The sequence below is a fragment of the Streptomyces sp. NPDC057271 genome, from assembly GCF_042668715.1.
Taxonomy (GTDB): Bacteria; Actinomycetota; Actinomycetes; order Streptomycetales; family Streptomycetaceae; genus Streptomyces.
Window position 1 is genome coordinate 37,230 of sequence record NZ_JBHUYJ010000024.1, and the last position, 18,004, is coordinate 55,233.

Sequence of the window (18,004 nt, forward strand, 5' to 3'; positions counted from 1 at the left end):
CCCACACCGCCGCCCCTTACCCCTGACCGGAGAGAACGCAGCCGTCAGGCCCGGAAGGGCAGCAGCCTCCAAGACCGGGTCAGGGCCTGATCCGCGAGAGCGGGTCCGGTTCCCCGAGCGGTTTCCGGGACGTCGTCACAGCGGGCGCTGAAAGAGTCCGGTGTTCAGGAGCGACACGCCGAAGAGCGGGGAGTCGGGCGACTGCCTTCTCATGGCACGCAGCTCGATCTCGGTGAAGGCGGGGAAGAGACCGCGCAGGTCATCGAGGGTGTAGGCCAGTCCGCCGTCCAGGCTGCGCGTGCGGTAGAACTCCTCGTCGGGCAGTCTCGATCCCGTCGCTCCCGAGGCGAAGCACGCGAGCGCGAAGTGGCCGCCGGGGGCGAGCGCCCGTTCCAGCAGAGCCAGGTAGCTGACACGGCGGTGCGGCGGCAGGTGGTGCAGGCAGCCGGAGTCGTAGATCAGGTCGTAGCGGCCGGGCGGCAGACCTACGGTGAAGATGTCACCGCAGTGGAAGCGGACGTCCACGCCGGCTTCGCGGGCCCTCTCCTGGCCCCAGGCCACCGCGGTACGGGAAAGGTCGACCGCGTCCACCTCGTAGCCCTGCGCGGCGAGGAAGACGGCGTTACGCCCGGGCCCGCAGCCCAGGTCCAGGGCCCGGCCGGATGTCACGAGGCCGCGTTCCAGGTACGAGGCCAGGTTCTCGTCCGGCTTGTCGACGAAGAACGGGATGTCCCGGGAACGGTTGGCGTAGAACTCGTCCCACCAATCGCAGGATCCGTCCGTCCAGCGGTCCGTCTCCGCGGTGAACAGTCGATCCAGCATATGCAGGACGTCGTCCACGGTGCGGATATCACGGGTCACTGCAGTTTCCTCCTCATCGGTCACGCCCTGCGATCGGCACGACTCATCGGTGTTCCCCGTCATTGCGGGCCCGCGGGGCGTCTCCTGACGAACCGGTCGGGAGACGCCCGGAGGACCCGTGCGTCTGTCAGCTCATCCGGATGACGAGCATGCCGTCATGCCCTCGGTGGCCCACCGTCTGGAAGACCACTCCGTCGACCCGGTCGGAGATGCCGACCAGCTCGAGCACCCGCTGGGTGGCGCGGACGGCACCGTTCGACGTCTCCAGGTTCCGGACCTCGCCGGCCCTCACGACGTTGTCGAAGACGATGACGCTGCCCGAGCGGCCCAGTCGCAGGCAGCTCTCGAAGTAGGTCACGTTGTTGTGCTGGTCGGCGTCGATGAAGAAGAAGTCGAAGGGCTCGGCCTTCTCCTCCGCGAGCTGTGCCAGTTGCTCGGCGGCATTGCCCACCCGGACCTCGACACGGTCGTCGAGCCCGGCCGCCTTGAGGTTGCCCGCGGCGACCGCGGCATGCACCGGATTGTTCTCGATGGTCACCATGCGGCCGCCCGGAGGCAGCGTCTTGGCCAGCCACAGTGCGCTGTAGCCGCCGAGGCTTCCCACCTCGAGGATCCGCCGGGCACCGGCTATCCGTGCCAGCAGGCTGATCTGCTTGCCCTGAAGTGCGGAGACGTTGATGACCGGCAGGTCCGCCTGCTCGCTGACGTCCAGCGCGCGGGCGAGGTCGGGGTCGGGCGCACACAGCACACCGCTGAGAAAGGCTTCGGTCTCGGACCAGGTGCCGACAGTCATGACGGACAGTTCTCCTAAGCAGCGAGGGAGGTCGGGCCGGGGGACGAGGCGTCCATCTGGTGGGCCCAGAAGTGCCGTGAGTACATGCGCCGCCAGACGCCCATCATGTGCGTGAGGGCCTCGATCTCCGGCGGGGTGAGATCCGGGTGCCAGAAGTCGAAGAGCAGCACCGTCCGGCGCTCCTCGCCCTCGTTCCACACCTCGTGGTCATAGGAGTCGTCGAAGACGAACGCCTTGCCCTCCTGCCAGGCGCGCGTCTCCGAGTCGACCCGGATACGGGAACCCTCGGTCGCCACCAGGGAAAGGTGGCAGCGCAGGTGGGCGTTGCTGAAGCCGGAGTGCGGGCGGATGTGCGTACCTCCCATGATGGTCGAGAAGTACGTCATGCCGCTGTCGGTGGCGCCGTGAATGGCCGAGAGCGTCTTCAGCGTGCGCGGGAAGGCGGAGACGTTCTTGGCGTACGGCCGGCCGATGCACGACAGGTAGAGCGCACGCCACTTGCCGTCCTCGGCCAGCCCCGTGGGATGCGATACGGCGTTGTCGAGGTCGACGCCCAGGGCCTTCAGCTCCTCGAGGATCGCGGGAGCGGCGGCCTCCAGCTCGTCGAGCCAGGGGAAGTCATCGCGGCTCCACCACGGTCGGGCCGTGAGACCGGGGAAGTAGATCTCCGGCGTCTGCGGACCGCCCACCTCGCCGACCCGCCCCTCGGCGGTGATCTCCAGTCCCTCTCTGATGCGCTCGACCTGCTGGGGGTCGACCTTCCCCTGTGCGAGCCACCGTTCGAACTCCCGGGGGCCTTCGGTGATCCACAGTTCTTCCATGTTCCAGTCTCCAATCCGGCGAGAGATGCCAGTACGCCGATAGTCGAGTGCCCGGGAGGGCGCCTATTCGGAACCGAGCAGGGACGTCAGCCGGTCCATGGACCGCTGCTCGGGCTCGGGAGCGGCGCCGGCGACGAAGCCGGTCATCGTCTGCCGCAAGGTCGTCCCCGCCGTCGGGTCCACCCGGTTGATGCAGTGGATGGTGCCTTCCTGGACGAGCACCAGCCGGTTCGGCTTCGGAACGACGGCCGTCAGGGCGTGCGAGGCCAGGCTCGCCTTCGCTTCGACGGCCTCCTTCGCGGACATGCCGGTCGTGTCGACGTCGACGGTCTCGGGATCGGCGTCCAGGATGAGCAGTTCGCCGGCCCAGGGCGCCTTCCATTCCTCGTGGAGGAAGAAGACGAACTCCCCCAGCCGGCCGGTCGCCACATCGTTGTGCCAGCCCAGTCGGCTTCCTGCGGGGTACTGCCAGAAGCTGAAGCCGACCGCCGTCCAGTCCTCCCCGGGTGCGCCGAACATGTCCGGGTGCGCGCCGAGTTCCCGGAGGATCGTCCGGAAGGCGGCCGGCTGCGCGCCCTGTTCCCGCGACCCGGCCGTCGGCGCCCCGGTGTCCTGTCGGAGCACGGCTCCACGGGAGCGGAAGGCATTCCCGTCCGTCTCCGGATAGATGACACTGGCGACTTCTTCGAATGGTCGCCGCTTCATCAGCGAACGGATCTCCGCGAGCTCGTCCGGCGGCAGGAAGTCATCGATGACCCGGTACCGGGCGCCACTGGCAACGATATTCATGAATTCTCAGCCTTTCTCTCTGTCCGACTCAGCGCCCTGCGCGCCGACAGTCCGCGAGTGCACGTGCCAGCCCGAGGACCGTGCGCGATTCGGGAGTCACGGCCACCGCGTCCGGAAGGAGGACGTCGAAGCGCTCTTCGAGCACCGTGAGCACCTCCAGCCAGGTCAGGGAGTCGAGACCGAGCTCCGCGGGAGTCTTCAGCAGCGTGTCCTGGTCCGCCCCGTGCAGACACCGCAGCCGGACCAGTACGACCTCGTCGACCCCGGCGTTCCCGGCCGCGGAGACGATCGCGTCGATCACCGCCGTCAATGCGTCGTGGGAATCCGCCACCATCTGTTCAGTCATCTCGCCCTGATCCATTCCATGAGCGCGGTACGGTCCAGCTTTCCGATATCGGTCCGCGGGAACTCCGCGAAGATCCTCAACCGTGGTGCGACACCGGGCGGAACGCTCGAGTACAGCGCGTTCTCCACGGTCTCCCGCGAGGGCCGCCGTCCGGAGACCACCGCGTAGAGGTCTTCGAAGTCCGCGTCGCCGACTCGGGGGAGGACCAGGAACTCGACCTCCTCCACACCCTCCACCTCACCGACGGCGGCCCGGATCGCGGAGACGTCCACGAACCTGCCGTTGGCGCGTACGGCTCCGGGCTCGCGCCCGACGAACCACACCTGACCCGAGGCGTCACGCTCGACGATGTCCCCGGTCCGCCACAGGAGCGAGTCGCGTACGGGCTCGTGTGCGTACCCCCAGACAGGAGTCGCCGTGCGCACGAGCAGTTCGCCGCGGCATCCCGGATCCGGACCGACGATCCCGACAGCGGGGATCGGCTGCCCGAGCCCGCGGGATCCGATGAACATCCCTCCGGTCTCGCTCGACCCGTACCCCCGTGTGATCGAGACTCCGAAGCGGGCCACGCAGGCGGCATCCAGCTCGTCCGAGACCGTGCCGGCACCGACGAGGATCGCCAGGGGCCGGGCGTCGCCCGTGCGCCGGGTCTTCGTCAGCAGCCGCAACAAGGCCGGCGTGACGGCCAGCTTGGTGCTCCTGCCCCGGTCCAGGTCCTGGGCCACGCCCGAGGCCGTCGTGAACGGACGGGCGTCGACCCGGCACCCGGACAGGAGCGCGGCGAGCGCCACCCCCGAGCCGAAGGAATGCGCCACCGGTGCGGGGACCCTCACCGTGTCCGTGTCACGCAGTCCCATGCCGTCGCGGTAGCCGACGTGCTCCGCGCGGAGGCTCTCGACACTGCGCCTCGCGAGTTTGGGCTCGCCGGTGGATCCCGAGGTCTCGTGCAGCAGACCGAGACCGGCGGGGACCGGCATGGCCGCGGTGTCGCGCCGTGCCACCGTGATCTCCTCGGCGGGCCCGAGAGTGACGGTGTACGACGCGCCGTGCGCCGCGAACGACTCCGGCGCGCGGGGCGTCACCCACGCGGCGGCGCCGACGCTCCAGCACGCGACCACGGCTGCGAGGAGCGTCTCCGCCGCGAGGCCGGAGAACAGCAGCAGGTCTCCGTCCGTGACACCTGCCTTCCTGTACTGCTCGGCGCACCGCGTGATGCGGCTCGCGGTGGCCTCCGGGAGCGCCTCGCCGATCCGTCCTCCGGACGAGAGGACGGCTTCGGCCAGTCCGCGCCGGGCCTCAGACACCGGAATCGGGGGCCGGTGTCGCGGAATGGATCAGCCGGTCCATCCCGATGATGGGGAGAGCCGTCAGGAAGCCACCCACCACACCGATCCACAGGCAGGGCACGACGCCGATGTGCGAGCCGAGCCAGCCGGCCAGGATCGCCGCCACGGGCATGCTTCCCCACACCACGAAACGGATCGAGGCGGTCATCCGGGCCAGCATGTTCTTGGGGCAGACCCGCTGCCGCACACTCACCTGCGCGATGTTGAAGGTCACCGCACCCCAGGTCATTCCGAACTGGCCGAGGACGAGCAGGGCGACCGGGATCACGAAGGCGGACTCGTCCAGGGATCCGGCCACGGGGAAGGCCGCCATGGAGACACCCGCAAGCAGGAGGCCGACCGCCATGACCTTGCCCGCGTCGAATCGGGCCCGGACCCTCGGGAGGGTGAACGCGGCCAGCAGGCCACCGAGCGTGCCGACGCCGAGGACGACCCCCATGACCGTGGAGCCGAGTCCCAGCGTCCTCAGGATGAGCAGGGGCGTCAGCGTCATGGTGATGGTGGCGAAGAAGTTCGACACCCCCACCGAGACGAGCAGCCGCCGCAGTACCGGGTTGCACACGACGAACCGGACGCCGGCCAGGATGTCCTGCGCCAGCCGGGAATCCTCTCCCGCCTTCTCGCGGCGGGACGGTTCGGAGTCCTTGACCGTCGCCAGGAAACCGGCACACACCACATAGGCGACCGCGTCGATGGCGATCACCAGGGGCGCGCTCACCGCCTTCAGGAGGAGTCCCGCCGCGGCCGGCCCGCCGGCCGCGGAGATCTGGGCCGACGACTCCAGCCTCGCGTTCGCCCGTTCGATGCCCTCGTCGGGGACGATGAACGGCACATACGACTGGTAGGCGACGTCGAAGAAGACCGAGGCGAGACCGACGATCACCGCGACCGCGTACAGCCACATCAGCGAGAGCTGGTCGAAGGCCCACAGCACGGGGACGCCGGCCAGCACGACGGCGCGTACCACGGCCGCTCTGATCATCGTGGTCCGCTTCGACCATCGATCGACCCACGCACCTGCGGGCAGGCCGATCAGCAAGTAGCACACGGTGAGCGCGGCGGTCAGGTATCCGACCTCCGACGCCCCTGCGTGGAGGGTCTCGATCGCGACCACGGGCAGGGCCACCATGCCGAAGCGCTGGCCGACCTGCGACACGGTCTGCGCGGCCCAGAACCTCAGGAACCGGCTGGTGCTCACGTCCGACTTCGCGGCGTCGGAGACGGAGACGCTCATCAGACCCCCACCCCACTCACTACGTGCCGCTCGATGAACCTCGATCCGCTCAGCTCGAGCCCGGAGGAGCGGACGAGTCCCCGCACGTGATCGAGCGTGACGACGAAACGGTCCTTCCCGTAGATCAGATAGCGCTTCTGGTCGCTGGCGCTGGAGAAGTTGACGGTCATCACGTTGGCGCCGGCGTCCAGGCCGCGTGACTGACCCCCACTGCCCACCCGCTCCAGCGCGCTGACCGACGGGATCAGCAACTGCGGGTAGCGCAGCCGGAGAACGGCGATGACGTTGAGCGCCAACTCGTTGTCCCCGATCGGCGAGATGCTCATCGGCGTGTTCGGAGCCGGGACGAAGGGGCTCACGCTGCACATGTCCACACCGAGCTCACCCGCCAGCTCGATGTCGTCGATGATGCTGTCCAGCGACTGCCCCGGGAGGCTGGAGATCAGCCCCGTGCCGACCTTGAAGCCCACCTCCTGGAGATCCCGCATGCACCGCAGGCGCGTCTCCAGGGTTTCGTGCCGAAGGCTGAGGAAGAGTTCGGGATCGCTCGTCTCGTGCTTGAGGATGTAGCTCGTCGCGCCCACGGCCCGCAGGCGCTCGTACTGGGCCCGCTTGAGGTTGCCGACGTTCAGCAGGATCTCGACCCGGTCGCCGTACAGCCGGCGGATCCGCGGGATCACCTCCTCCAGGAGCGGCATCAGCGCCGGGGTCTCGCCGCCCTGGAGCAGGATGACGTCGATCCCGTTGTCCCGGATCAGGCCGGCCAGCTCGACGATCTTGTCCGCGGACAGGAAGTAGGTGTCGTTCTCGCGTACGTTGTCACGACGCATCGGACAGTAGTCGCAGTTCACCCGGCAGACATTGGTCAGCTCGATGACACCCCGCAGCACGACCGCCGCACCGAAGTGCTCGTTCCGTGCCTTCCGGGCCTCCGCGAACAGCTGGTCCTGCTCAGGACCGCGTGCCGACAGCAGCCGACGCATCTCATCACGACTCAGCAAGACTTTCCTTCTTCCTCACGAAGTTCGGGCACTGTCATGTCGACGACCATCTGCGCCATGCGGCCGGGGTCGGCGTCCGCCTCGCCGTACGTGGAGATCGCGTCCGCCAGGGACGGACGGAAATCTATTTCCCGGGACCTGTCGTTGACCGTCACCTGCACTCGGCCGGGATCCACCAGCCGGTCACCGAGGAACAGCCGCAGCCGCGAGCAACCGGACGCGCGAATGACCAGGTGCCTACGGTCCACCGCACGGGCGTCCACGGTCGCCGTGCTCCCGGGGTGAAGGTCGTCCATCTCCACCCAGTGGGCCCGGCCGTGCGCCCTCTCGCGGGCACGGTGCCGGACATGTCCGGGCCACGGCGTTCTCCGCGCGGCGCCGAAGCACCGAACGATCTCGTCGAACTGCGGATTTCCCGGCTCGATGCCCATCGTGCTCAGCTTGTGCTCTCCGTCCGGCACTTCGACGAACGAGAGACCCTGATGGCCACGGCCCCTCAGATGCGTCACGGCATCACGGGCGAGGACGAGGGGGATCTGCTGATCCCGGACTCCGTGCACCACCGTCAGCGGGACACCCAGGACATTGGGCAGCAGCTCACGCACCGTGTTGTCGGGCCCGAACATCTCCCAGATCGAGGGTGCGCCGTTGATGGACGCCGCCATGGCGAGGCCGTCCCAGCGACGGGAGGCCATGCCCCACGTCGCGATGCCCCCCATCGAGGCCCCCACCAGACCGCAGCGGTTCACGTCGACGGCCAGGTGCTCACGGGCCCAGCGCAGTGCTCGCACCGGGAAGTCGCCCGGCTCCGTCGTCCACCGGGCCTCCCGGAACCGGCTTCCGAAGATTCCGGCCACGTCGAAGTTGTTGCTCGTCCCGAACGGTCGAAGCGCGTTCGGGCACAGCATGACCGCGCCGCAGGCGTCGGCGAGCGCCTGGAGGTGATCCCGGAGCACCGCCCCTGAGCTCCCGACGCCGTGCAGTCCCACGATCAGGCCCGGCGGACGCCCGTCCCGACACGACGGCACGTACAGCTCGGCCTCGGTCGGCCGCCCCCAGGCGTCGAGCAGCTCCACGGTCTCCGACCGGGCGGCTTCCCCCACGTCGGCCGTCGAGAACAGCAGCCGCTCGAGACGTCGCGGGTCGAGTCCCTCCCGCCGGAACAGCTCCGCCGCCGCCTCGGGACTCTCCTCCAGGCAGACGCGCCGCGCCTCGTGTGCTCCGATCACGGCGTCCTCAGCTCCGTCGTGGCCGGGTGGACCGGCGTACCCGAGGTTTCCGCGACGGCGAAGGACACCCTGCCGAGCACGACGGGGGAACGGCTCAGCCGCCGCGCCCCCAGGCCTGCCATGGCCAACGCGGCCGGGATGTCCGCTGCCTCGACCAGCACCTCGACGGCGGTCGCGCCGGCCGACACCGCGGTGTCCTCGACGGCGGCCAGGAACCTGTCCAGGTCACCCGTCGAATGGCACGGGTTGCCACTCAGGACGAGTCGTGAGCGGTCCAGCACCCAGGCGAGCCGGGTGCCGGCCGAGGAACTCCACGGGACACCGAGCAGTTCCCGGACCATGGGAGCCGCTTCGCCTCCGCCCGCTTCGCCTCCGCCCGCTTCGCCTCCGCCCGCCTCGCCTCCGCCCGCTTCGCCTCCGTCCGGGACGATGAGCGTGCCGGACGTACGCGGGGGCGGCCCCGCGGGGCGCTCCGCGTCGGAGCCGTACGGCAGCTGGACGAGGTAGCGGTGCAGGAGCGGGCCGACAGGACGCAGCCGCAGCCTGGCCGCCAGGCGCGCCTCGGGCTTGTTCGGCTCCACCCAGGCGACGACACCCTCGTATCCGGCCTCCCGCGCCCAGTCCCGGATGGCGAACGCCACGTCGAGCGAGGCTCCCGACCCCCGGAACTCGTCGTCGACGAAGACGCCCTTCAGCAGCAGGTGCCGGTTCCACCGCATGGCTCGGTGCACCGCCGCCGGCGTTCCGTCCGGGGTGAACAGGCCCATCCAGCAGTAGTCCGCTTCGGCCGCCAGTTCGCGGCGGATGACGTCGGCGTCAATGTCCTCGAACGGGCAGAGCCGCAGAGCCGTGTCGACCTCTCCGGCATCGAGGCGGCGTGCTGTCAGTCCCGATCCCGTAGGCGGGTTCGGGAGGGGGGCGATATCACTTTCCGCAGCCACCGCCGCCACCTCCTCCTACTCCGGCCAGGGAAAGATAGGTGGCCCCCGGGGGCGCGATGGTGGGCATTGCCTGTGTTCTCGCCATCTTGCGCGCAGCCGCACGGCCGGCCATCAGGTTCATCATGAGTTGGGGGGTGATGAATCTGGATTCCAGATCCTGGACGATCCAGTTGAAAACGTCGATGTCGAAGGGATAGAAGACGGGGTAGAGCAATTGGTCGTCGTCCGCCCCGAGTTGCCTCGCGAGGGCGGTCTCGGGTAGCACCCGATAACCCACGTGCATCACGAGTTCGTCATCGCGGAGATTCTCGTTGATGAAACGGGCACTGTTCCGGACCGTCTCCCTGTTCTCGCCCGGACCGCCGAATACGACGTTCACCTTCACCGGAAGGTCGTTCTTACGACTGCGCTCCAGGAATCGAGACACGTGCCGGCTCGAGAAGGACTTGCCCAGGTTGCGCATCATGGTGTCGTCGAGGCTGTCAGGTGACACCACGACGGCTTCCACTCCGCTGTCCTGGAGCATCTCGCCGAATTCGTCGTCAAAGGGCTTCGGCGTGAAGTACGCCGACCAGGTCAAGCCGTCCAGGGAGAGATCCTTGAGGAGCTGGACGACTTCCTTCGCGAACCGCAGTTCGCTGTTGAAGATACCGTCCGTGAAGAAGATGCGCCGGAATCCCGCACGATGAATACCGCGGATCTCCTCCGCCAGGACGTCCAGCGGCTTGAGGTCCCCGGCGTTATCGCCTTCGATGTACGCGTACGGGCAGTACCCGCAGGTCTGGTAGCAGGTCTTCCGTCGGGTCTCCACGCCGATCATCGCCTGGTGCGCGTTCGTGTACGCCGCCATGAGCGAGGCCGGGTGGCGCAGGGTGTCGGTGAGGAATCCGCAGTGCCGCCTTCCCTGCAGGACGCCCCCTCTCCCCTTGAAGGACCGCGGGTTCGTCGCGATGTCGAGCATTACCTGCTCACCTGGGCCGATGACTCCCACGTCGAGCCCGAGCCGGTCGACGAGCGTGTCGCCGAAGAGGCTGAACCCCGGCCCGCCCCCGACCAGCACCGGATCGAGCCCCCGCCGGTCGAGTTCGGCTCGCACGCGCTTCGCGAAGGAGACGTACTCGTCGACATGAGTGCTGCAGGTGATGTCGATGGGGTCGATGTTCCGAATGGTGAACCCGATGACATCCCATGCGTGACCGAGCCAATCGAGGTCGGTCAGACCGGTCGGCTCCGCAACGAAATCCATGAGCCGCGTCACGTGGCCGGCGCGGTCCAGGGCGTCCTGGACACACCGGACACCGATGGGGAATATGGGTTGATTCCCATCCATGGGAAGACTGGCCAGGTTGACCAGCAGCACGCGTGACATACAAAACCTCTTCACCCAGAGAGAAGGCCGGGGCACAAGGACGGCGGAGACGTTGAGTCTTGCGCCCCGGCCAGAGGGGCGAGTAGCGGCTCAGTTCTTACGAAGGGTCACGTAACCGCATCGCGCCGGGATTTCTGATTCAGCCGCAGGACGGCGAGGACATCGTGATGAGGAAGTCCGAGTCGACCAGGTCGAAGAGAAGCTCACACGCCCGGTCGAAACGCTCGGCGTCGACGAGCATGAGCGACTCCATGGACTCCTTCTCGATGACGATGCCGGCGTCGGCAAGCGTCTTGCGAGGCTTGTCCTTCAGAGCCGCGGCGAACGACTCGTCGGAACCGAGGCGCGCCACGAGGGCCTCCAGGGTCTGCGCCGCCTTCTCGGCTTCGGCGACCTGCTGGGCAGTGAACGAGGTTACGGCGGTCTGCGTCATTCCATCACTCCTTGTCGACGTGCTTTAACAGCCGGATATCAGCCGAGACGTCCCCGTGTTCAACAACTGTGGCCGTCTCTTTCGATGCTTCGATCCTTGCCGACGGATAAGGGCCGGACCAGAGGTCCGGCTTGGCCCCTTCCGCCTCTGGCCGGTTTATGCCTGGGCCGGAGACCAGAAGTCGACGCGCTCGGGATTCGGCCGGTACCGGCGGCTCGCGGCGGCCCACCCGGCCGTCAGGTGCTTGTCCGGCTCGGCGTTGGTCAGCTCGCCGGTCCACGTGTCGGTGGCGAAGACGAACAGGACGAAGTGTCCGCGGCGCGGGGGCAACATCTGAGGCGCGGCAGTGTGGCCCGGGGCGCGGAGGCGGCAGCGGGGGCGCGGAGGCGGGTCCCTGGAGCGCGGGGGCAGCGGCGGGGGCGCGCGGCGGAGCGGGAAATGCCCCTCTCAGATGTGCGCCCCCTCGCACGCCCGTGCACCATGTACGGAAGAATGGATCGGTGACCTCACCCCACTCCGCGCGCCGCGCCGCCCCGGCCCCCCGACTGATCGCCACCGACCTCGACGGCACGCTGCTGCGGGACGACAAGTCCGTGTCGGAGCGCACGATCGCCGCGCTCGCCGCCGCCGAGCGGGCCGGCATCGAGGTCTTCTTCGTCACCGGCCGCCCGGCCCGCTGGATGGATGTCGTCAGCGACCATGTCCACGGCCACGGCCTCGCGATCTGCGCCAACGGCGCGGCCGTCGTCGACCTCCACTCCGGAGGAACGTTCCTGGAGGTGCGTCCGCTGGCACGCGACGTCGCGCTCGACGTCGTGTCGACGCTGCGTGCCGCCGCCTCCGGCACCTCGTTCGCGGTCGAGTTCACCACCGGCATCCACTACGAGCCGCAGTACCCGCCGTTCTTCCTCGACCCCGGTGCCACCGTCGCCTCCGCCGAGAAGCTGCTCTTCGAGGAGGATCCGGGCGCCGCCGCCCCGGTCCTGAAGCTCCTCGCCCAGCACCCGGACCTCGATCCCGACGACTTCCTCGCGACGGCCCGCGCATCCGCCGGCGCGCTGGCCTCCTTCACGCGGTCCAGCCCGACGGCGCTGCTGGAGATCAGCGGCCTCGGCGTCTCCAAGGCGTCCACCCTGGCGCTGTGCTGCGCCGAACGCGGGATCTCCGCCGATGAGGTCGTGGCCTTCGGGGACATGCCGAACGACATCGAGATGCTCAGCTGGGCAGGCCGTTCGTACGCGATGGGCAACGCCCACCCGGACGTGACCGCCGCCGCCTCCCGCCGTACGGTCGCCAACAACGAGGACGGCGTTGCCGTCGTGATCGAGCGCATTCTCGCGGGCACGATCGACGACTGACGCCTCGGTGGCGGATCCGGCACCGGCCGGCGGGCAGGTCCGACAGCCGTCGGCCCCACAAGGGGCGGTACCGCTGCAGAAGGGGCGGGGCGGTACCGCCAAGGCGGGGCGGTACCGCTACAGAGGCGCCTGCCACACCACCGTCGTACCGCCGCCGTCCTTGCCGATGCCCGGCTCGCACCAGCTCGACCCGCCCAGCGACTCCGCGCGCCGCGCCAGGTTGCGCAGTCCACTGCGCCGCCCGCCTTCCGGGATGCCGACGCCGTCGTCGGCGACCGAGAGCCGCACTCCGACGACGCCGTCGGGGAGTTCGACGCCCGCGTCGACGACGACCTCGATCCGGGTGGCCTGCGCGTGCCGGAAGGCATTGGACAACGCCTCGCGCAGCGCGGCGATGAGGTTCCTGCCGGTGAGTTCGCCGACCGTCGAGTCGATCGCGCCGAGGAGGCGGTGCGCGGGTTTGAAGCCGAGCGGCACGGCGGCCATGTTGATCTCCCGCAGTACGCGGGTGCGCAGCCCGGAGGGGGCCTCGGCGGGCCCCTGCTGGAGCGCGAAGATCGCGGTACGGATCTCCTGGATGGTCACGTCGAGTTCGTCGACGGCCTTGCCGACGCCGTCGCGCACCGTGGGCACGACCGACCTCCGCTGGGCGCTCTCCAACATCATCCCGGTGGCGAAGAGCCGCTGGATGACCAGGTCGTGCAGGTCACGGGCGATCCGGTCGCGGTCCTCGTAGACGGCCAGCCGCTCCCGGTCGCGCTGCGCCTCGGCCATCATCAGCGCGAGCGCGGCCTGGGAGGCGAACTGGGTGGCGAGCGTGCGCTCGGCCTCGGTGAACGGCCGGCCGCCACGCGCGCGTGGTGTGGCGAGCGCGCCGAGCACCCTGCCGCCGCTGTGCAGGGGCAGCAGCATGCTGGGGCCGTACCGGGCGGCGAGGCGGCTGCTGACCATGCGCGGGTCGGTGGAGGCGTCGTCGACGAAGACCGCTTCGCCTTCGAGGAGCCGGCCCACCACGGCGCTCTCGGGCGGGATCACCGTGCCCAGCGCCGGGGAAGCGGGTTCGGAGGAGACGGCGACGATCTCCAGGCCGCCTTCCTCGGCGGGAAGGAGCACGATCCCGGCGGCCGCGTCGGCGAGCCTACGGGCCTGCTCGGCGACCACCGAGAGGGCGTCGTCGGCGTCGCCGCCGGAGAGCAGGGCGGTGGTGACGGCCACCGAGCCGTCGATCCAGCGTTCGCGCTGGCGGGCCGCCTCGTAGAGGCGGGCATTGCCGATGGCGATGCCCGCCTCGGTGGCGAGGACGCGGACCATGTGGACGTCGTAGTCGTTGAACTCGCCGCCGTCGCTCTTCTCGGCGAGGTAGAGGTTGCCGAAGATCTCGCCCTGGACCCGGATCGGGACCCCGAGGAAGGTCCGCATCGGCGGGTGTCCGGGCGGGAACCCGGCGGAGCGGGGGTCGGCGGACAGATCGGCGAGCCGGATGGTCCGGGGCTCACGGATGAGTGCGCCGAGCAGCCCGGCGTGGCCGTCGGGACGGCGCCCGATCCGGCGGGCGACGTCGGCGTCGACCCCGTAGGTGACGAAGTCGGAGAGGCCCTCGCCCTCCTCGCCGACGACGCCGATGGCCGCGTAACGGGAGCCGGCGAGTTCGGCCGCCGTCTCGCAGATGCGGTCGAGGGTGGAGTGCAGTTCGAGCCCGGTGCCGACCGAGCGCATCGCCTCCAGGAGCTGGGGCACGCGCGCGGTGAGTTCCGTGGACAGGCCCTGGAGGCTGCGGGTGGCCTGGGTGGCGGCTTCCAGGGGGTCCGGGAGATCAGGCACGGCGGCGGTCATGACCGTGAGCCTAGTAAGTCCTATTTGGCAAGAAAAGTCGGATCTCCCGCAACCTGCCCCGAATCCTCGCCCGAGGTCCCGCCCGTGGTCCCGCCCGAAGCCTCGCCCGAAGCCCGTCCCGGGGTGAGCAGCAGATCGGTCTCATGCTCCTGCTCCAGCATCCGCCGCAGCGGACCGTCGGCCCGTGCCAGCTCCGCGTAGGGCCCGCGCTGCACCGTCCGGCCCTCGTCCAGGACCACGACCTCGTCGACGGCGTCGAGGCCGTGCAGCCGGTGGGTGATGAGGACGGTGGTGCGCCCCTCGGTGGCGAGCAGCAGGTCGTCGGTGAGGGCGTCCGCCGTGGCGAGATCCAGATGCTCCGCCGGCTCGTCCAGGACGAGGACCGGGAAGTCGGCGAGGAGGACCCGGGCGAGCGCGAGGCGCTGCCGCTGGCCGCCCGAGAGCCGCGAGCCGTGTTCGCCGACCAGGGTGTCGAGCCCGTCGGGCAGCCCGTCCACCCAGTCGAGCAGACGGGCCCGGTCCAGGGCCGCGCGCAGTTCGTCCTCGCTCGCGCCGGTTCGCGCCAGGCGCAGGTTCTCGCGGATGGTGCTGTCGAAGATGTGGGCGTCCTGGGCACAGAGCCCGACGAGACGCCGGACGTCGTCGCCGCCGAGCTCGGCCGCCTCCACCCCGCCGATCCGGTACGAGCCGGTGTCGGCGTCCAGGAAGCGGAGCAGCACCTGGGCGAGCGTGGTCTTGCCGGATCCGGAGGTGCCGACGACGGCGACCCGCCGCCCGGGCTCCAGGGTGAGCGCGAAGTCGCCGAGCGCCGCCCGCTCCTGCCCCGCGTACCGTGCCGAGAGGCCGATGACCTCCAGCGGGAAGGGACTTCGCGGCGGCGTGGCGGGCCGCGGGGGCTCGTGGACGGGTTCGGGGGCGTCGAGGACCTCGTACACCCGCTCGGCGCTGCGCTTGACCCGCTGGCGGTACTGGACGGCGAGCGGGAGGCCGGTGACGGCCTCGAAGGCGGCGAGCGGGGTCAGGACGACGACAGCCAGCGCCACGCCGTCCAGACGGCCGTCACGGACGGCCTGGACCCCGACGAGCGCGGCAGCGGCGACGGTCAGACCGCAGGCGAGGGCGGAGAGCCCGGCCCCGAGCGCGGTGGCGGCCGCCTGTCGGCGGGCGATGGCGGTGAGCGTACGGTCGGCCGCTCCGGCCCGTTCGGTACGGTCCTTCAGCGCCCCGGCCACCGTCAGTTCGGCGCAGCCGCGCAGCAGATCGACGACGGTGACGGTGAGAGCGCCGCGGGCGGGCGCGAGCTCCCGCTCGGCGCGGCGGGCCAGCGTCCCGCTCAGCAGCGGTACGGCGACGCCCGCGGTGAGCAGACCCAGGGCGAGTACGGCCCCGGCCTCGGGGAGCAGCCAGGCGGTGAACCCGACGGACCCGGCCCCCACCACGAGCGCCGCGCCCGCGGGCAGCAGCCAGCGCAGCCAGTAGTCCTGGAGCGCGTCGACGTCCTGGACGAGCCGGGAGAGCAGGTCGCCGCGGCGGGCGCGGCGCAGCCCGGCGGGGGCGATGCGCTCCAGGCGCCGGTAGACGGCCACCCGGAGTTCGGCGAGCATCCGCAGCACCGCGTCGTGGGACACGATCCGCTCGGTGTACCGGAACACGGCCCGGCCGATGCCGAACGCCCGCGTGGCCGTGACGGCGACCATCAGGTAGAGCACCGGGGGCTGTTCGGAGGCACGCGAGATGAGCCACCCGGAGACCGCCATGAGTCCTACGGCGGATCCGAGCGCCAGGCTCGCGAGCAGCAGGGCGAGACCCATCCGCCCCCGCAACTCCCCGGCCATGGCGCGCACGCGTCCGAAGACCGGTCGCCCCTCTCCCGTCTCCGCGGTGCCTGCCGCCGCCGCTGCCCCGGCCTCCGCGGCCGCGGCCGGCTCCGTCGTAGCCTGCGCGGGCACGGCGGAGGGCCAGGACGAGCGGTCCAGGGGCGTGGTGGGCCGCTCCTCAGGGGCGCTCGTCGGCGCGAGTTCCACCACGCGGTCCGCGACCGCGAGCAGTGCGGGGCGGTGGACGACCAGGAGGACCGTACGGCCGACGGCGAGGCGGCGGACCGCGTCGACCACGGCCGCCTCTGTCCCGCCGTCCAGCGCGGCCGTGGGCTCGTCCAGCAGCAGCACGGGCCGATCGGCCAGGAACGCCCGGGCCAGGGCGAGGCGTTGGCGCTGGCCCGCCGAGAGACCCGCGCCGTCCTCGCCGAGCATGGTGTCGATGCCGACCGGGAGGGACCGGACGAACCCGTCCGCGCCGGCGTCCCGCAGGGCCTCCCGTACCGCCTCGTCGGAGGCGTCCGGGCGGGCCAGCCGCACGTTCTCGGCGATCGTGCCCGCGAACAGATACGGCCGCTGCGGCACCCAGGCGATCCGCGACCGCCACTCCTCCATGTCGAGCGTGCCGAGTTCGGCGCCCCCGACCTGGACCGAACCGCCCTCCTCCGGTGTGGCGAACCCCAGCACCACATCGAGGAGCGTCGACTTTCCGACCCCACTCGGCCCCACGAGGGCGACGGTCTCACCGGGCTCCAGGACGAGCGAAGCCGCGTCCAACGAGGGCTCGGACCGGCCCGCGTGACGGACGGTCACGTCCGTCAGCTCGATACGGGTCGACGAGGTCACCGCGCCGGTGCCGTGCTCGGGCGCCGGGCTCTCCAGGACCTCGAAGATCTCCTCCGCGGCCGCCAGTCCCTCCGCCGCCGCGTGGTACTGCGCCCCCACCTGCCGGATCGGCAGATAGGCCTCGGGCGCCAGAATCAGAATGACCAGACCCGTGTACAGGTCGAGGTCGCCGTGGACCAGCCGCATGCCGATCCCGACGGCGACCAGCGCCACCGAGAGCGTCGACAGCAGCTCCAGGGCGAAGGAGGAGAGGAAGGCGATGCGCAGCGTCTTCATCGTCGCTCGCCGGTACTCCGACGTGATGGCGCGGATGGACTCGGCCTGGGCCTTGGCCCGTCCGAACACCTTGAGCGTCGGCAGCCCGGCCACCACGTCGAGGAAGTGCCCCGAGAGCCGGGAGAGCAGCTTCCACTGACGGTCCATCCGAGCCTGGGTGTACCAGCCGATGAGGATCATGAAGAGGGGGATCAGCGGCAGCGTCACGACGATGACCGCCGCCGAGACCCAGTCCTCGGTGACGATCCTGGCCAGGACCGCCACCGGCACCACCACCGCGAGCCCCAGCTGCGGCAGATAGCGCGCGAAATAGTCGTCGAGCGCGTCCACTCCACGGGTGGCGAGAGCGGCCAGCGAGCCTGCTTTCTGGCCGCTGAGCCATCCCGGCCCGAGTGAGGCCGCCCGGTCGAGCAGCCGCCTTCGCAGTTCGGACTTGACCGCGGCGCTCGCCCGGTGGGCGGCCAGCTCGGTCAGCCAGGAGACCAGGCCCCGCCCCGCCGCGACTCCGGCAAGCAGGAGCAGGGGCGTGGTCAGGTCAGAAACCGACAGGCCCTTCTGGAAGGCCCCCACGACCACGTCGGCGATGAGCATCGCCTGGGCGACGACCAGCGCCGCCCCGGCCAGGCCGAGCACCACGACCGCTCCGAGGAAGAAGCGGGTGGCCCTGGCGTACCGGAGCAGACGCGGATCGATCGGTTTCACGTGAAACAT

At 70.3% G+C, this 18,004-nt stretch carries 16 protein-coding genes; 1 reads left to right on the forward strand and 15 read right to left on the reverse strand.

Annotation, left to right across the window (positions count from 1 at the left end; translation table 11 throughout):
* Positions 1 to 135: 135 nt before the first annotated feature.
* The 13 genes from ACFUJR_RS14270 to ACFUJR_RS14330 all read right to left on the reverse strand — a co-directional run bounded on the left by ACFUJR_RS14270 (position 136) and on the right by ACFUJR_RS14330 (position 11,496).
* Entirely contained in the window at positions 136 to 861 is a 726-nt protein-coding gene (locus tag ACFUJR_RS14270; RefSeq protein WP_383163618.1) for a class I SAM-dependent methyltransferase, read from the reverse strand.
* Between the two features lie 127 nt (positions 862 to 988).
* Positions 989 to 1,654, reverse strand: a complete 666-nt coding sequence (locus ACFUJR_RS14275) for an O-methyltransferase (protein WP_383163616.1) — start codon at positions 1,652 to 1,654, stop codon at positions 989 to 991.
* A 14-nt stretch (positions 1,655 to 1,668) separates the two neighbouring features.
* On the reverse strand, positions 1,669 to 2,475 hold the full coding sequence (locus ACFUJR_RS14280; protein WP_383450408.1) for an aspartyl/asparaginyl beta-hydroxylase domain-containing protein: 807 nt from the start codon (positions 2,473 to 2,475) through the stop codon (positions 1,669 to 1,671).
* A gap of 63 nt (positions 2,476 to 2,538) precedes the next feature.
* On the reverse strand, positions 2,539 to 3,264 hold the full coding sequence (locus ACFUJR_RS14285) for a 2OG-Fe(II) oxygenase (RefSeq protein WP_383173681.1): 726 nt from the start codon (positions 3,262 to 3,264) through the stop codon (positions 2,539 to 2,541).
* A 28-nt stretch (positions 3,265 to 3,292) separates the two neighbouring features.
* Positions 3,293 to 3,610, reverse strand: coding sequence for an acyl carrier protein (locus ACFUJR_RS14290; protein WP_383173677.1), 318 nt, complete (start codon positions 3,608 to 3,610; stop codon positions 3,293 to 3,295).
* Positions 3,607 to 4,914, reverse strand: coding sequence for an AMP-binding protein (locus ACFUJR_RS14295; RefSeq protein ID WP_383173674.1), 1,308 nt, complete (start codon positions 4,912 to 4,914; stop codon positions 3,607 to 3,609). Before ACFUJR_RS14295 ends, ACFUJR_RS14290 begins: the two co-directional genes overlap by 4 nt.
* Positions 4,907 to 6,190, reverse strand: coding sequence for an MFS transporter (locus ACFUJR_RS14300; protein WP_383173671.1), 1,284 nt, complete (start codon positions 6,188 to 6,190; stop codon positions 4,907 to 4,909). The genes ACFUJR_RS14295 and ACFUJR_RS14300 overlap by 8 nt, the downstream gene beginning before the upstream one ends.
* Entirely contained in the window at positions 6,190 to 7,191 is a 1,002-nt protein-coding gene (locus ACFUJR_RS14305; RefSeq protein WP_383173668.1) for a radical SAM protein, read from the reverse strand. The genes ACFUJR_RS14300 and ACFUJR_RS14305 overlap by 1 nt, the downstream gene beginning before the upstream one ends.
* Entirely contained in the window at positions 7,185 to 8,420 is a 1,236-nt protein-coding gene (locus ACFUJR_RS14310; RefSeq protein WP_383173666.1) for a dienelactone hydrolase family protein, read from the reverse strand. Before ACFUJR_RS14310 ends, ACFUJR_RS14305 begins: the two co-directional genes overlap by 7 nt.
* Positions 8,417 to 9,361 carry a GNAT family N-acetyltransferase gene (locus tag ACFUJR_RS14315; RefSeq protein WP_383173663.1) on the reverse strand — a complete coding sequence of 315 codons (945 nt, stop codon included), beginning with the start codon at positions 9,359 to 9,361 and terminating at the stop codon, positions 8,417 to 8,419. Before ACFUJR_RS14315 ends, ACFUJR_RS14310 begins: the two co-directional genes overlap by 4 nt.
* Positions 9,345 to 10,721, reverse strand: coding sequence for a B12-binding domain-containing radical SAM protein (locus ACFUJR_RS14320; protein WP_383173660.1), 1,377 nt, complete (start codon positions 10,719 to 10,721; stop codon positions 9,345 to 9,347). Before ACFUJR_RS14320 ends, ACFUJR_RS14315 begins: the two co-directional genes overlap by 17 nt.
* A 148-nt stretch (positions 10,722 to 10,869) precedes the next feature.
* A complete protein-coding gene (locus ACFUJR_RS14325) occupies positions 10,870 to 11,163 on the reverse strand; it encodes a hypothetical protein (protein WP_121828340.1) in 294 nt (97 codons plus the stop codon).
* Between the two features lie 156 nt (positions 11,164 to 11,319).
* A complete protein-coding gene (locus ACFUJR_RS14330) occupies positions 11,320 to 11,496 on the reverse strand; it encodes a hypothetical protein (protein WP_383173657.1) in 177 nt (58 codons plus the stop codon).
* Between the two features lie 167 nt (positions 11,497 to 11,663).
* Between ACFUJR_RS14330 and ACFUJR_RS14335 the strand changes: the two genes are divergently transcribed.
* Positions 11,664 to 12,521, forward strand: coding sequence for a Cof-type HAD-IIB family hydrolase (locus tag ACFUJR_RS14335; RefSeq protein WP_383173654.1), 858 nt, complete (start codon positions 11,664 to 11,666; stop codon positions 12,519 to 12,521).
* 117 nt (positions 12,522 to 12,638) lie between these two features.
* Here ACFUJR_RS14335 and ACFUJR_RS14340 read toward each other — a convergent pair whose 3' ends face one another.
* Both ACFUJR_RS14340 and cydD read right to left on the reverse strand, forming a co-directional pair.
* Positions 12,639 to 14,354, reverse strand: a complete 1,716-nt coding sequence (locus ACFUJR_RS14340) for a GAF domain-containing protein (protein ID WP_383173651.1) — start codon at positions 14,352 to 14,354, stop codon at positions 12,639 to 12,641.
* Positions 14,355 to 14,374: 20 nt separating this feature from the next.
* A complete protein-coding gene (gene cydD / locus ACFUJR_RS14345) occupies positions 14,375 to 17,995 on the reverse strand; it encodes a thiol reductant ABC exporter subunit CydD (RefSeq protein WP_383173648.1) in 3,621 nt (1,206 codons plus the stop codon).
* Between the last annotated feature and the right edge of the window lie 9 nt (positions 17,996 to 18,004).